Raw genomic sequence first — 13,901 nt, 5'->3', positions numbered from 1 at the left:
GGCTCAGAGCTTGTTGAGCGCCTGGCGGACGGTGGCCTTGAACGCCGGTACCGGCGCGTGCTCGAAGGTGCCCATCTCGCCCCACTGCACGACCGTGACCGTGCGGCCCGAGCGGCCCACGCCGAAGAGGTGGATGCCCGGCTCGGACTCGGGGATCGAGGTGTGGATGCCGTACACCCGGCCGCCGTTCGCCGCGTCGACCGTGCCGTAGTCCTTCCAGGACGCGGTGCCGCCGGGCTTGTCGTGCAGCCAGTCGCCGGCGCAGCGGGCGACCTTCTCGCGCAGCTGCGCGGCCAGCCGGCGAGCGCTGTCGTCGCTGGAGGTCACCACGCTGACCTGCCCGGCGCCGGTGTCGTACTCGGTCCAGTAGCTGCGGTGGTACGTGCCGTCGCCGCCCGGCACCACGCCGCCGTCGAGGCAGAACGGCTCCGGGTCCGGCAGCCCCGGCGTGACCTTCGAGGCGTACCAGGGCGAGGAGGCGTGCGGCGGAAGCTCGCCGGGCGCGAGGAAGCGGGGCGGCGTGCTCGCGGCAGGGGCCGCGACCGCCGCTGTCGTTCCCACGGCAGTGGCGGCCAGGACGGCGGCGGTGGCGGTGAGCGCGGTACGGCGGCGTGCGGAACGGCGGCGTACGGAACGAATATGCATGGACGAGACCTTTCCCCCGTGGCGGTACGTAACAGAAGCCGCAGTACCTAGCGGAACTGCGGTACGTATCGGAACTCTCGCCTGTCAGACCGCCGGAACGGGACAAAGGTTGTGCCGCCCGCGGTGCTCACATGCCGTCGACGCGGGTCACCGAGGTCAGCAGCAGGGCGGAGTTCTCGACGGCCGTCACGCCGTGCTTCTCGCGGGGGATCTGCGCGACCTGCCCCGCGATCATGTCCTGCTTGGCGTTGCCCGTGGTGATCTGCACATGCCCGTGCAGGATCTGCATGCTGCCCGCGGGCGGCGAGACGTGCTCGTCCAGCGAGGCGCCGCCGATCAGCGCGATCACGGTCTGGCGCAGCGGCCCGTCGTGCAGGAAGAGCCGGGCGCTGCGGCCGTGCGGGTCGGCCTTGGCGTCGTCGAGCTGCTGGCGGGCGAGGGCGGTGAGGTCGTCCATGAGGGGCCCTTCGGTCGCGGAGTGCCGGCGTTCCGGTGGCATGGTCCTGCCCCCATCCTCGCGGGTGCCCGGGGCGCCGCAAGTCATCGGCGCGCCGTGGTACCCGTGGAGGGGAAGGATCAGGTACCCGCCCGCCCCCGACCTAAAAGGACCCGTACTCGTGACCGATCAGCCCGTCGAGACCGCACCGCCCGCGTTCCTGACCGTGATGACGACGACCGACGCCGCGGAGAAGGCCGAGGCGCTGGCCCGCGGCGCGATCGAGGCGCGCCTCGCGGCATGCGCCCAGGTCAGCGCGCCGGTCACCTCGGTGTACCGCTGGGCGAACGCCATCGAGACCAGCCAGGAGTGGCAGGTGCTCCTCAAGACGACCGGCCACCGGTACCAGGAGCTGGAGGAGTACCTCCGCGGGGCGCACGACTACGACACCCCGGAGATCATCGCGACACCGGTCGTCCACGGCGCCGCGGACTACCTGGCCTGGATCCAGGAGGAGACCCGCTAGCGGCACCGGTCTCCGCGCAGGGCCCGCGGGGGCTCAGCGCAGGGCCCGCGCCACCCCGTCCTCCCGCGGGCCGAGGAAGTGCGGGTCGGGGCGCAGCGCCGCGTCGGCGGCCGCCTTGCCGGCCGCGAGGATCTCCCGGGTGGCGCCGTAGTACCAGGTCACGTCGTGCGGGTCGGTGGCACCGACGCCGTACACGTCGATCCCGGCCGCCCCGCAGAGCGCCAGCGCCCGCCGGACGTGGAACCCCTGGCTGACTAGGACCGCCCGGTCGACCCCGAAGACGCGGCGGGCGCGGCTGCACGAGTCCCAGGTGCCGAAACCCGCGTAGTCGCTGACGATCTTGCGTGGCGGCACCCCGCGCGCGGTCAGGTACCGGCGCATGGCGTCCGGCTCGTCGTAGTCGTGGGTGCTGTTGTCGCCGGTCACCAGGATCGCCCGAACCCGGCCCGCGTCGTACAGCGTGGCCGCCGTGTCCAGCCGGTGCGCGAGGTATGGGGACGGCTCGCCGTCCCACAGACCCGCGCCGAAGACGACCGCCACCGGCGCCGCCGGTACGTCGGCCACGGTCCGCACCCGGTCACCGGTCGTCAGCCGCAGCCACGTCGCGGGCAGCAGCGCGAGTACGCAGAGGGCCATGGCAGTTTGCGTTGCGCGCCGCCGTCCACGGGGCGTACGTGGCGGGCGCAGCCACCCCGCCACTCGCCGCACCAGGCCGTTCGCCCGCACTCCCATGACGCCCCCGTTCCGTCGCTCTCCGGACAGTTGTCCGACCTACCGGACAGCGACGCGCCGCGGCCTGGCATGGTTGCAAGCGGGAAGAACGCACAAAGAGGAGAACCGACCCATGAACGACCGGCCCGCCGAGCACGAGCGGCTGCCCTTCTTCGTCTACGGAACGCTGCGACCGGGGGAGGCCAATCACGCCTGGGCCCTGCGCGGCCGTACCGCCGCCGAGCAGCCGGCGACGGTCCACGGGGCGCTGCTGTACGACGGGCCCGGCTATCCGTACGCCGTCCAGGGACCCGACGGGGCGGTGGTGCACGGCCATGTCGTCACGCCCCACGAGGCGGCGTACGAAGAGGTCCTGGCGGTCCTGGACCGGCTGGAGGGCTACACGCCCGGCGCGCCGGACAACGACTACGACCGGGTCGCCTGCGACGCCGTCCTCCCGGACGGCACCACGGTCGGCGCCTGGGTCTACCTAGCCGCCGAACCCCTGGCCGGCCGCCTCCGCGCCGCCGGCACCCCGATCCCCGGTGGCGACTGGCTCGCCACCGGCCGACGTGCCGCCGGCCCCGTGGGCCCCGGCGTCGCCGCCAACGAAGGCCGCGCCTTCGCCGCCGCACAGGAAGGTGCCTGAGCCGACCATGAACACCCCCCACCCCCCGGTCCCCAAGGCCGAGCTGCACCTGCACATCGAGGGCACGCTGGAGCCCGAGCTGGCGTTCGCGCTCGCCGCGCGCAACGGCATCGAGCTGCCGTACGCCTCCGAGGAGGAGCTGCGCCGCGCCTACTCCTTCAGCGACCTGCAGTCCTTCCTGAACCTGTACTACGCGCTGATGGCCGTGCTGCGCACCGAGGAGGACTTCGCCGACCTGGCGCACGCCTACCTCGCGCGGGCGAAGGAGCAGGGCGTGCGGCACGCGGAGATTTTCTTCGACCCGCAGGCCCACACCGCGCGCGGCGTGCCGATCGGCACCGTCATCGAGGGCCTGGGCCGCGCCCTGGACGCCGCTCAGGAGACCTACGGCATCACCACCCGCCTCATCATGTGCTTCCTGCGGGACGAGAGCGCGGAGTCGGCCCTGGAGACGTTCGAGGCGGCCCGCCCGTACCTGGACCGGATCACCGCCGTCGGCCTGGACTCCGCCGAGGTCGGCAACCCGCCGTCGAAGTTCCGCGAGGTGTACGCGCTCGCGCGGGAGGCCGGGCTCAAGTGCGTGGCGCACGCCGGTGAGGAGGGCCCGCCCGCGTACGTGTGGGAGGCGCTGGACGTGCTCGGCGTGGACCGCGTAGACCACGGCGTGCGGTCCCTGGAGGACCCGGAGCTGGTGGCGCGGCTGGCCGCCGAGCAGGTGCCGCTCACGGTCTGCCCGCTCTCCAACGTCCGGCTGCGGGTCATCGACGACCTGGCCGAGCACCCGCTGCCGGCCATGCTGGACGCCGGCCTGCTGGTGACTGTCAACTCCGACGACCCGGCCTACTTCGGCGGCTACGCGCACGACAACTTCACCGCCGTGGGAGAGGCGCTGGGCCTCGACGAGGGCACCCTGCGCCTGCTGGCCCGGAACTCCTTCCAGGCGTCCTTCCTGGACGAGGAGACGCGCACGGCGTACCTGAAGGAGGTCGACGCCCACCGCAGCGCCTGAACCCGCGCCCGCTACGGGCCCAGCGGGGTCAGCCGGACCGCGCAGACCTTGAACTCCGGCATCCGGGAGGTGGGGTCGAGGGCGGGGTTGGTGAGGGTGTTGGCGCGGCCCTCGCCCGGCCAGTGGAACGGCATGAAGACCGTGTCGGTACGGATGCCGGTGCTGAGGCGGGCCGGTGCCACGGCCCGCCCGCGCCGCGACTCCACCGCGACCCGGTCGCCCTCGGCGATGCCGTACCGCTCCGCCAGGCGCGGGTGGAGCTGCACGAAGGGGCCGGGGGCCGCCGCGTTCAGCTCGGCGACCCGCCGGGTCTGCGCGCCCGACTGGTACTGCGCCAGCACCCGGCCGGTCGTCAGCAGCACCGGGTACTCCGCGTCGGCCTCCTCCGCGGCGGCGCGGTGCGAGACCGGCACGAAGCGCGCCCGGCCGTCCGGGGTGGCGAACCGGTCGAGGAAGAGCCGCGGGGTGCCGGGGTGCGCCTCGTCGGGGCACGGCCAGAAGACGCCGTCCTCGGCCGCGATGCGCCGGTAGCTGATCCCGGAGTAGTCCGCCGGGCCGCCGGCCGAGGCCCGGCGGAGTTCGGCGAAGACCTCCTCGGGGTCGGCGGGGAAGCCCTTCTCGTGGCCCAGGCGCGCCGCCAGCCCGCCCAGCACCGCCAGGTCCGTGCGGACGCCGGGCGGCGGGTCCACGGCCCGGCGGCGCAGCAGCACGCGGCCCTCCAGGTTCGTCGTGGTGCCGGTCTCCTCGGCCCACTGCGTCACCGGCAGGACGACGTCGGCGAGCGCGGCCGTCTCGGAGAGGACGACGTCCGCGACGGCCAGGAAGTCCAGCGCACGGATGCGCTCCTCGACGTGCGCGGCGCGCGGCGCGGAGACGACCGGGTTGGACCCCATCAGGAGCAGCGCGCGGACGTCCGTGCCGAGCGCGTCCAGCAGCTCGTACGCGCTGCGCCCCGGACCCGGCAGGCTGTCCGCCGGGACGCCCCAGACGGCCGCGACGTGCTCCCTGGCCGCCGGATCGTCGAGCTTGCGGTAGCCGGGCAGCTGGTCGGCCTTCTGGCCGTGCTCGCGGCCGCCCTGGCCGTTCCCCTGGCCGGTCAGGCAGCCGTACCCGGACAGTTCCCGGCCGGCCCGCCCCGTGGCCAGGCACAGGTTGATCCACGCGCCCACCGTGTCGGTGCCCTTCGCCTGCTGTTCGGGGCCGCGCGCGGTGAGCACCATCGAGGACGCGGCGTCGCAGAACATCGAGACGGCCGTACGGAGTTGCGGCACCGGCACTCCGGTGATCCGCTCCACCAGCTCCGGCCAGTGCGCCATCGCGGCGGCCCGCGCCTCGGGCCAGCCGGTGGTGCGGGCCGCGATGAACTCCTCGTCCGTACGGCCCTGCGCGACGACGAGGTGGAGCAGCCCGAGGGCCAGCGCGAGGTCCGTGCCGGGGCGCGGCGCGAGGTGCAGGTCGGCGGCCTCGGCGGTCTTCGTGCGGCGCGGGTCGACGACGATCAGCTTCCCGCCGTTCTCCCGGAGTTCGGTGAGGTAGCGCAGCGCGGGCGGCATGGTCTCGGCGAGGTTGGAGCCCACCAGGATCACGCACCCGGTGCGCGCCACGTCCGCCAGCGGGAACGGCATGCCGCGGTCCAGCCCGAAAGCGCGTCCGTGCGCGGCGGCGGCCGAGGACATGCAGAACCGGCCGTTGTAGTCGATCTGCGAGGTGCCGAGCGCCACCCGCGCGAACTTGCCCAGCGCGTACGCCTTCTCGTTGGTCAGCCCGCCGCCCCCGAAGACACCGACCGCGTCGTTCCCGTGGGCCTCGCGGGTCCGGCCCAGCCCCGCCGCCACGCGGTCCAGCGCCTCGTCCCAGGTGGCGGGGCGCAGCTCCGCGCCGTCCCTGACCAGCGGCTCGGTCAGCCGCACCCGGTGGTCCAGCACCTCCGCCGCGGTACGGCCCTTGCCGCACAGCGCGCCGCGGTTCACGGGGAACGCCGGGCGCTCGACCACCCGGACCCCGCCCTCCCCGGGGCGCAGCGACATCCCGCACTGCAGGGAGCAGTACGGGCAGTGCGTGTCGACCGTGCCGGTCGTGACGTCGGCTTTCATGCGGTTACCGTGCACCGCGCGCGTTTCCGGAGCCGCGCCACGGTGTTACGCGCCCGGCACGGTGCCCTCCCCGGTGAGCGGCCGGCCGCGTGAGGGCGGAGAAACGACTCGTCACCCCTGCGCAACGCCCCGGCAACTCTCCGCTGCCAGGGTTCCTTCATGACGGCGTCGCAAGCGCACCTTCCCGCTTCGGTTCCCTTCGACAGTACGGCGCAGCTCATGACAGAGATCACCGCACAGCTCAGCACGCAGCTCAGCCGGGTCAGACTCCACAGCCGCCGCACCCTGCCCGGCGGCAGCGGCGCCGCCGGGACGCCGACACTCGTCGCGGTCGCACACGGCAGCCGTGACCCCCGCGCCCTGGAGACCGTCACCGCCCTGCTGGACCGGATACGGGAGCACCGCCCCGGACTGCCGGTGCGTCTCGGCCACATCGAACTGAACGCGCCGTTGCTGCCCGACGTGCTGGCCGGCCTGGACGGCGACGCCGTGCTCGTCCCGCTCCTGCTGGGCCGCGGCTACCACCTCAAGTACGACATACCCGCGACGGCCGCCGCGGCGCCCCACCTCCGGACCCGCGTCGCCGGGGCGCTCGGCCCGCACTCGCTGCTCGCCGAGGCGCTGCACGAGCGGCTCACGGAGGCCGGCACCCGGCCCGAGGCGCCGGGCACGGGGATAGTCCTGGCGGCGGCCGGCTCCCGCGACCCGGACTCCGCCGCGGACACCGCCCACACCGCCCGCCTGCTGTCCGCCCGGCTGGGCGGCGCACCCGTCGTACCCGGTTACGCGGCGGGCGCCGGGGCCACCGTCGAGGAGGCCGCCGCCGGCCTGCGCACCCGTGGACTGCGGCCCGTCCTGGCTTCGTACTTCACCGCGCCCGGCCGCTTCGCCACCGCCTCCGCCGCCGCGCTGGAGGCCGCTGCGGCGCCCCTCGGCGACCACCCGGCCCTCGCCCGTCTCGTCCTGCACCGTTACGACCAGGCGCTCCGCTCGCGTACCGGTTCCGACCGAGAGGGGGCCGGTGCGGCTACCGTCGCGGTATGACGGGTACGCCCTTTCAGCCCACCGGCCGTCCGCCGCACGAGGACGGCGCCGGTCCGGTGCCGCACGCCGCAGCGCGCCCCGACCGGGCGCCGCACCCCGACGCGCGCCCCGGTGCGCCGCGTCCCCCGTACGACGCGCACCCCGACGCGCCGCCGAGTCCCACGGATCCGGCGGCGCCGGTGCTGCCCGCGTACACCGGCTACACGCCCGCCGACGCCGAGCGCTGGGTGCCCGAGCCGGACAAGCGGCCGGGCCGCACGGCCTTCCAGCGGGACCGCGCGCGCGTGCTGCACTCCGCCGCGCTGCGCCGGCTGGCCGGCAAGACCCAGGTCGTCACTCCGGGGGACGCCGCGTCCGGTGCGGACCGGCCGCACGCCTGGGACGCCACGCCACGGACCCGGCTCACGCACTCCCTGGAGTGCGCGCAGGTGGGGCGGGAGCTGGGGGCCGCGCTCGGCTGTGACCCGGACCTGGTGGAGACCGCGTGCCTGGCGCACGACCTGGGCCACCCGCCCTTCGGGCACAACGGTGAGCAGGCCCTGAACGAAGTGGCCGAGGCGTGCGGGGGCTTCGAGGGCAACGCGCAGTCCCTCAGGCTCCTCGCCCGGCTCGAACCGAAACGGTTCGTCACCGCCGACGACGGCCGCGTCGTCAGCGTCGGGCTCAATCTCACCCGCGCCGCCCTGGACGCGGCGACCAAGTACCCCTGGCGGCGCGGCGGCCACCCCGAGGACCCGCGCTCGACGAAGTTCGGGGTGTACGCCGACGACCTGCCCGTCTTCAGGTGGCTGCGGCAGGGCGCCCCCGAAGGCGCGCGCAGTTTCGAGGCGCAGGTCATGGACTGGTCGGACGACGTGGCCTACTCGGTGCACGACGTGGAGGACGGGCTGCACGCCGGGCACCTGGATCCGGCCGTCCTGTACGCGGACCCCGAGCGCGCCGAGATCTTCGCGGTGGCCGCCGACCGGTACGCGCCCGGCGCCGGCGACGCGGAGCTGGGCGCCGCCCTGGACCGGCTGCTGGACCAGGAGTGGTGGCCGCACGGCTACGACGGCTCCGCGGTCGCCCAGGCCCGCCTGAAGGACGCCACCAGCCAGCTGATCGGCCGGTTCTGCCTGGCCGCCGAGACCGCCACCCGTGACGAGTACGGAGACGGGCGGCTCACGCGCTACCGGGCCCAGCTGGTCGTCCCCGAAGAGGCCCGCCTGGAGTGCGCCGTGCTGAAGGCGGTCGCCGACCGCTATGTGATGCAGCGCCCCGACCAGGAGGCGCTGCGCGCCGAACAGCGGGTGATCATCGCCGAGCTGGCCGAGGCGCTTCTCACCCGTGCGCCGGACGGCCTCGACCCGCAGTTCCGGTCGCTGTTCGACGCGGCCGGGGACGACACCGCCCGGATGCGGGCCGTGATCGACCAGATCGCGGCTCTCACGGACGCTTCGGCGCGCACCCTGCACGCCCGCCTCACCCGCCCCAGGGGCCACGCACCGGCGGATCGTCCGCCCGCGCGTGACAACTAAGGGTGACGCATCAAGGGCCTGCCCTCTTCCCCCATCACGCTCTGTGCGGGACGCTCGAAGCCCGGCGGTGCTGAGAGCCCGAACGGGGGTATGGCTTTTTCGAACGGGGTGTCAACGGGGGCCGAACGGGGGGCGTTCAAGGCGCAGACGCACTGCGCCGCAGCGAGGAGGAAGCAAGTGGTCGACGCACACCAGACGTTCGTCATCGTCGGCGGTGGCCTGGCCGGGGCGAAGGCGGCCGAGACCCTCCGGTCGGAGGGGTTCAGCGGCCGGGTGATCCTCATCTGTGACGAGCGCGACCACCCGTACGAACGGCCGCCGCTCTCCAAGGACTTCCTGATCGGCAAGGCCGAGCGGGACAGCGTCTTCGTGCACGAGCCGGCCTGGTACGCGCAGAGCGACATCGAGCTGCACCTCGGCCAGCCCGCCGTGGCCCTGGACCCGGTCGCCCGCACGGTACGCCTCGGTGACGGCACCCTCATCGCGTACGACAAGCTGCTCCTGGCCACCGGCGCCGAGCCGCGCCGCCTGGACATCCCCGGCACCGACCTGGCCGGCGTCCACCACCTGCGCCGCCTCGCGCACGCCGAACGGCTGCGCGGCGTGCTGGCCTCCCTCGGCCGCGACAACGGCCACCTCGTCATCGCGGGTGCCGGCTGGATCGGCCTGGAGGTCGCCGCGGCCGCCCGCTCCTACGGCGCCGAGGTCACCATCGTCGAGCCCTCGCCGACCCCGCTGCACGGCGTGCTCGGCCCCGAGATCGGCGGGCTCTTCACCGAGCTGCACCGCGAGCACGGCGTCCGCTTCCACTTCGGCGCCACGCTCACCGAGATCACCGGCCAGGGCGGCGTCGTGCTGGCAGCGCAGACCGACGACGGCGAGGAGCACCCGGCGCACGACGTGCTCGCCGCCATCGGCGCCGCGCCCCGCACCGCCCTCGCCGAGCAGGCTGGGCTGGCCCTCGTGGACCGTGCCGAGGGCGGCGGCATCGTCGTGGACGCCTCGCTGCGCACCTCCGACCCGCACATCTTCGCGGCGGGTGACGTGGCGGCGGCCGCCCACCCGGTCCTGGACACCCGGCTGCGCGTCGAGCACTGGGCCAACGCGCTCAACGGCGGCCCCGCAGCGGCCCGCGCCATGCTCGGCCAGGAGGTCTCCTACGACCGCATCCCGTACTTCTTCTCCGACCAGTACGACGTCGGCCTGGAGTACTCCGGATACGCGCCGCCCGGCTCCTACGAGCAGGTCGTGCTCCGCGGCGACGTCGGCAAGCGCGAGTTCATCGCCTTCTGGCTGGACGGCGGCGGCCGGCTGCTCGCCGCGATGAACGTCAACGTGTGGGACGTCACCGAGCCGCTCCAGGCCATGATCCGCTCCGGGCGCGCCCTGGACGCGGAGGCGCTGGCCGATCCGACGGTGCCGCTGGAGACGTTCCTGTCGTAGCGTGCGGGCATGCAGATCCGCACCGCGCCCGCCCCGGTGGCGGAGATCTTCGATCTCCGCCGGTCGGTCCTCCGCCCCGGGCTGCCCGCCGACGCCGCCGTGTACCCGGAGGACTCCGACCCCGGCGTCTTCCACATGGCCGCGTACGACGGGGACACCGCGGCGGCCTGCGCGACCTTCTTCCCCGACCCCGTGCCGGGCGAGGAGGACGTCCCCGCGTACCGCTTCCGCGGCATGGCCAGCGCGCCCGAGGTCCGCGGGCGCGGCTTCGGGGCCGCCGTGCTGCGCGCCGGCATCGAGGAGGCGGCGCGGCGCGGAGCGGCGTACCTGTGGTGCAACGGGCGCGTCGTCGCGCGCGGCTTCTACGAGCGGATGGGCTTCACCACGGACGGCGAGACGTTCGAGATCGCTCCGAGTGGCGCGCATCACCGCTTCGTCCTGAAGATCACCGCTGCCGGCTGAGGAGCGAGGGGGCAGGACGGGACCGGCGGGGGAGCGGACCCGGGAGTTGTCGGTGGTCCCCCGTAGAATTCTCGCGTGGCAGGCAGGATCAACGATGACGACGTGCGGGCGGTGCGGGACGCGGTCCCGATCGACGCCGTCGTGTCCGAGTACCTCCAGCTCCGCAATGCCGGCGGCGGCAATCTGAAGGGGCTCTGCCCCTTCCACGACGAAAAGTCCCCCTCGTTCCACGTCAGCCCGGCCAAGGGGCTGTACCACTGCTTCGGCTGCCAGGAGGGCGGCGACACCGTCGACTTCGTCATGAAGGTCGACCACCTCTCCTTCGCAGAGACCATCGAGCGCCTGGCCTCCCAGGCAGGCATCACCCTGCGGTACGAAGAGGGCGGGTACGCCCCGGGACGGCAGCAGGGCGAGCGGACCCGGCTGGTCGAGGCCCACAAGATCGCCGCGCAGTTCTACGTCGACCAGCTGGACGGCCCCGAGGCCGAGATCGGCCGGAAATTCCTCGCCGAGCGCGGCTTCGACCAGGCGGCGGCCCAGCATTTCGGCGTCGGCTACAGCCCGGCCGGCTGGGACCACCTCACCCGCTTCCTGCGCGGCCGCGGCTTCACCGACAAGGAGCTGATCCTCTCCGGCCTCTCCCAGGACGGCCGCCGCGGCCCCATCGACCGCTTCCGCGGCCGACTGATGTGGCCCATCCGCGACATCGCCGGCGAGGTCGTCGGCTTCGGCGCGCGCAAGCTCCGGGACGACGACAACGGCCCGAAGTACCTCAACACCCCCGAGACGCCGATCTACCGCAAGTCCCACGTGCTGTACGGCATCGACCTGGCCAAGAAGGAGATCGCCAAGGGGAACCGCGCGGTCGTGGTCGAGGGCTACACCGACGTCATGGCCTGCCACCTCGCGGGCGTCCGCAGCGCCATCGCCACCTGCGGCACGTCCTTCGGCGAGGGCCACATCAAGATCCTCCGCCGGCTCCTGATGGACAACAGCGGCTCCGAGGTGGTCTTCACCTTCGACGGCGACGCGGCGGGCCAGAAGGCGGCGCTGCGGGCGTTCGAGGACGACCAGAAGTTCGCGGCCGAGACCTCCATCGCGATCACCCCCGGCGGCATGGACCCCTGCGACCTGCGGCTCGCCAGGGGCGACGAGGCCGTCGCCGACCTGGTCGAGTCCCGTACCCCGCTCTTCGAGTTCGCCCTGCGCCAGCTCGTCGCCCGGCACAACCTCGCCACCCCGGTCGGCCGGGCCGCGGCGCTGGACGAGGCCGCGCCCATCGTCGCCAACATCAAGAACAGCTCGATCCAGCACGAGACCGCCGTCCAGCTGGCCGGGCTGCTCGGCATCCTGGACACCCAGTTCGTGGTCCGCCGCGTCTCCCAGCTGGCCCGGTGGGCCCGCGAGCGCGGCCGGGACCCGCGGGAGGCGCGTGACCAGGGCAGGCCGCAGCGGCGCGGCGCCGAGCCGGCGCAGCCCGCGGCGCCCGCGGCCCCCCGCGGCCCCGCGCTGAACCTCCGCAGCCCCGCGCACCGCGTCGAACGGGAGCTGCTCAAGCTTGCCCTGCAGCGCCCCGACCTGGTCGCGCCGACCTTCGACGCGTACGGCGTCGACGAGTTCACCGCCCCGCCGTACGCCGTCGTGCGCCGCTGCATCGAGGACGCCGGCGGCACGGCAGCGGCGGACGCCGGCTTCCTCACCCGCGTCCGGGAGGCCGCGCCCGACGACACGGTGCGCTCGATGGTCACGGAGCTGGCCGTCGAGCCCCTGCACACCCGTAGGGACCCCGACGAGCTGTACGCGGGCGTGCAGCTCGTCGCCGTACGGCTCGCCGCCGTACGGCAGCGCTGCGCCGAGATCCACGGCGCGCTCCAGCGCCACGACCCCCGGTCCGGCGACGACGCCTACACCGCCCTCCAGCACGAGCTGTGGGTCCTGGAGCAGTACGCCCAGTCCCTCCGGGAGCGCGGCGCCGCGGCGCTCTGACGGCCCGCGCCGCCGCCTCCGACGCCCTCCGGCGTCCCGCACGCCCCTGCGGCGGGCCCGGATCGTCCGAGTAACCGCCCGGTCACCCACTGAATGCAAAAAGTCGTCGCACGCCCCTCGTGGCGGGAGTGTGTCGTACTCCACACTGAGAAACGGTGCCTGAGTCCTCGGAGCGCGGCGGATCCGGACGCAACGACCCGGAGTCCGACGCGAACCCGCTCTTGATGTACGGGACGGACGGCGGCTCGGCCGCAGCCGTACCCGACCTTTGTGCCGCCTCAGCAGCGATCACCCTGGAGGTCGCCCCCGTGCAGACCCCGAGCCTCGCCGACGCGCCGGCCGCAGCGGCCGCCACCGTGCCCCAGCAGGCCGAGCCGCCCGCCCCCGAGATGCTGGCCGACGAGCCGGACCCGGCACCCGAGACGCCGGCCGAGCCACCCTCCAGGCCCGACGCGGCCGGCCCCTCCTCCGACCTCTTCCGCCAGTACCTCCGGGAGATCGGCCGGATCCCGCTGCTCACGGCCGCCGAGGAGGTCGAGCTGGCCCGCCGGGTCGAGGCCGGCCTGTTCGCCGAGGCGAAGCTCGGCAACACCCCCGACCTCGACTCCCAGCTCGCCGTCGACCTCGACAAGCTGGTGGTGCTGGGCCGGATGGCCAAGCGCCGCCTGATCGAGGCCAATCTCCGCCTGGTCGTGTCGGTCGCCAAGCGCTACGTCGGCCGCGGCCTGACCATGCTGGACCTCGTGCAGGAGGGGAACCTCGGCCTGATCCGCGCGGTCGAGAAGTTCGACTACGCGCGCGGCTACAAATTCTCCACGTACGCGACGTGGTGGATCCGGCAGGCGATGTCCCGCGCCCTCGCCGACCAGGCCCGCACCATCCGCGTCCCGGTCCACGTCGTCGAACTGATCAACCGGGTCGTACGGGTCCAGCGCCGCATGCTCCAGGAGCGCGGGTACGAACCCACGCCCCAGGAGGTCGCCGCCCACCTGGAACTGCCCGAGGAGCGCGTCAGCGAGGTACTGCGGCTGGCCCAGGAGCCGGTCTCGCTGCACGCCCCGGTCGGCGAGGAGGACGACGTCGCGCTCGGCGACCTCATCGAGGACGGCGACGCCGCTTCCCCCGTGGAGTCCGCCGCCTTCCTCCTGCTGCGCGAGCACCTGGAAGCGGTGCTCTCGACCCTCGGCGAACGCGAGCGCAAGGTCGTCCAGCTCCGCTACGGCCTGGTCGACGGCCGGCCGCGGACCCTTGAGGAGATCGGCCGGATCTTCGGCGTCACCCGCGAACGGATCCGCCAGATCGAGTCCAAGACCCTCAACAAGCTCCGCGACCACGCCTTCGCCGACCAGCTCCGCGGCTACCTGGACTGACGCCGCGCCC

The 13,901-nt window shown here is 74.0% G+C and carries 13 protein-coding genes; 9 read left to right on the top strand and 4 right to left on the bottom strand.

All coding sequences use genetic code 11. The annotated features are described in order from the left end of the window. Positions 1-3: 3 nt before the first annotated feature. Together ACZ6WH_RS12640 and ACZ6WH_RS12635 are read right to left on the bottom strand one after the other, a co-directional pair. Positions 4-645, bottom strand: a complete 642-nt coding sequence (locus ACZ6WH_RS12640; RefSeq protein ID WP_469727933.1) for a hypothetical protein — start codon at positions 643-645, stop codon at positions 4-6. Between the two features lie 127 nt (positions 646-772). Then, positions 773-1,102 carry a cupin domain-containing protein gene (locus ACZ6WH_RS12635; RefSeq protein ID WP_432853976.1) on the bottom strand — a complete coding sequence of 110 codons (330 nt, stop codon included), beginning with the start codon at positions 1,100-1,102 and terminating at the stop codon, positions 773-775. Between the two features lie 208 nt (positions 1,103-1,310). Here ACZ6WH_RS12635 and cutA point away from each other — a divergent pair, with 208 nt between their 5' ends. Beyond that, the gene (cutA, locus tag ACZ6WH_RS12630; protein WP_469728022.1) at positions 1,311-1,607 is read left to right on the top strand and encodes a divalent-cation tolerance protein CutA; all 297 of its coding nucleotides are present in this window, start codon (positions 1,311-1,313) and stop codon (positions 1,605-1,607) included. Positions 1,608-1,640: 33 nt separating this feature from the next. Here cutA and ACZ6WH_RS12625 read toward each other — a convergent pair whose 3' ends face one another. Further along, positions 1,641-2,339 carry a SanA/YdcF family protein gene (locus ACZ6WH_RS12625; protein WP_469727931.1) on the bottom strand — a complete coding sequence of 233 codons (699 nt, stop codon included), beginning with the start codon at positions 2,337-2,339 and terminating at the stop codon, positions 1,641-1,643. A 112-nt stretch (positions 2,340-2,451) separates the two neighbouring features. Between ACZ6WH_RS12625 and ACZ6WH_RS12620 the strand changes: the two genes are divergently transcribed. Both ACZ6WH_RS12620 and ACZ6WH_RS12615 read left to right on the top strand, forming a co-directional pair. Then, on the top strand, positions 2,452-2,967 hold the full coding sequence (locus tag ACZ6WH_RS12620; RefSeq protein WP_469727929.1) for a gamma-glutamylcyclotransferase family protein: 516 nt from the start codon (positions 2,452-2,454) through the stop codon (positions 2,965-2,967). A 7-nt stretch (positions 2,968-2,974) separates the two neighbouring features. Beyond that, positions 2,975-3,976, top strand: a complete 1,002-nt coding sequence (locus ACZ6WH_RS12615) for an adenosine deaminase (protein WP_469727928.1) — start codon at positions 2,975-2,977, stop codon at positions 3,974-3,976. Between the two features lie 11 nt (positions 3,977-3,987). On the opposite strand, the gene ACZ6WH_RS12610 is transcribed toward ACZ6WH_RS12615, so the two are convergent. After that, complete coding sequence (locus ACZ6WH_RS12610; RefSeq protein ID WP_469727927.1) at positions 3,988-6,069, bottom strand: molybdopterin oxidoreductase family protein; 2,082 nt, start codon at positions 6,067-6,069, stop codon at positions 3,988-3,990. Positions 6,070-6,288: 219 nt separating this feature from the next. On the opposite strand from ACZ6WH_RS12610, the gene ACZ6WH_RS12605 reads away from it, so the two are divergent. The 6 genes from ACZ6WH_RS12605 (at position 6,289) to ACZ6WH_RS12580 (ending at position 13,891) form a co-directional block, all read left to right on the top strand. Next, a complete protein-coding gene (locus ACZ6WH_RS12605) occupies positions 6,289-7,113 on the top strand; it encodes a sirohydrochlorin chelatase (protein WP_469727925.1) in 825 nt (274 codons plus the stop codon). Then, complete coding sequence (locus ACZ6WH_RS12600) at positions 7,110-8,630, top strand: deoxyguanosinetriphosphate triphosphohydrolase (protein WP_469727923.1); 1,521 nt, start codon at positions 7,110-7,112, stop codon at positions 8,628-8,630. Before ACZ6WH_RS12605 ends, ACZ6WH_RS12600 begins: the two co-directional genes overlap by 4 nt. 177 nt (positions 8,631-8,807) lie before the next feature. Continuing rightward, complete coding sequence (locus tag ACZ6WH_RS12595; protein WP_469727922.1) at positions 8,808-10,073, top strand: NAD(P)/FAD-dependent oxidoreductase; 1,266 nt, start codon at positions 8,808-8,810, stop codon at positions 10,071-10,073. A 9-nt stretch (positions 10,074-10,082) separates the two neighbouring features. Continuing rightward, a complete protein-coding gene (locus tag ACZ6WH_RS12590; protein WP_469727921.1) occupies positions 10,083-10,535 on the top strand; it encodes a GNAT family N-acetyltransferase in 453 nt (150 codons plus the stop codon). A 75-nt stretch (positions 10,536-10,610) separates the two neighbouring features. Then, positions 10,611-12,521, top strand: coding sequence for a DNA primase (gene dnaG / locus ACZ6WH_RS12585; protein ID WP_469727919.1), 1,911 nt, complete (start codon positions 10,611-10,613; stop codon positions 12,519-12,521). A gap of 155 nt (positions 12,522-12,676) precedes the next feature. Then, positions 12,677-13,891, top strand: a complete 1,215-nt coding sequence (locus tag ACZ6WH_RS12580; RefSeq protein WP_432853953.1) for an RNA polymerase sigma factor — start codon at positions 12,677-12,679, stop codon at positions 13,889-13,891. Positions 13,892-13,901: the final 10 nt, after the last annotated feature.

The sequence above is a fragment of the Streptomyces sp. NPDC050806 genome (genome assembly GCF_055586425.1).
This window is presented reverse-complemented; position numbering and strand designations above follow the sequence as displayed.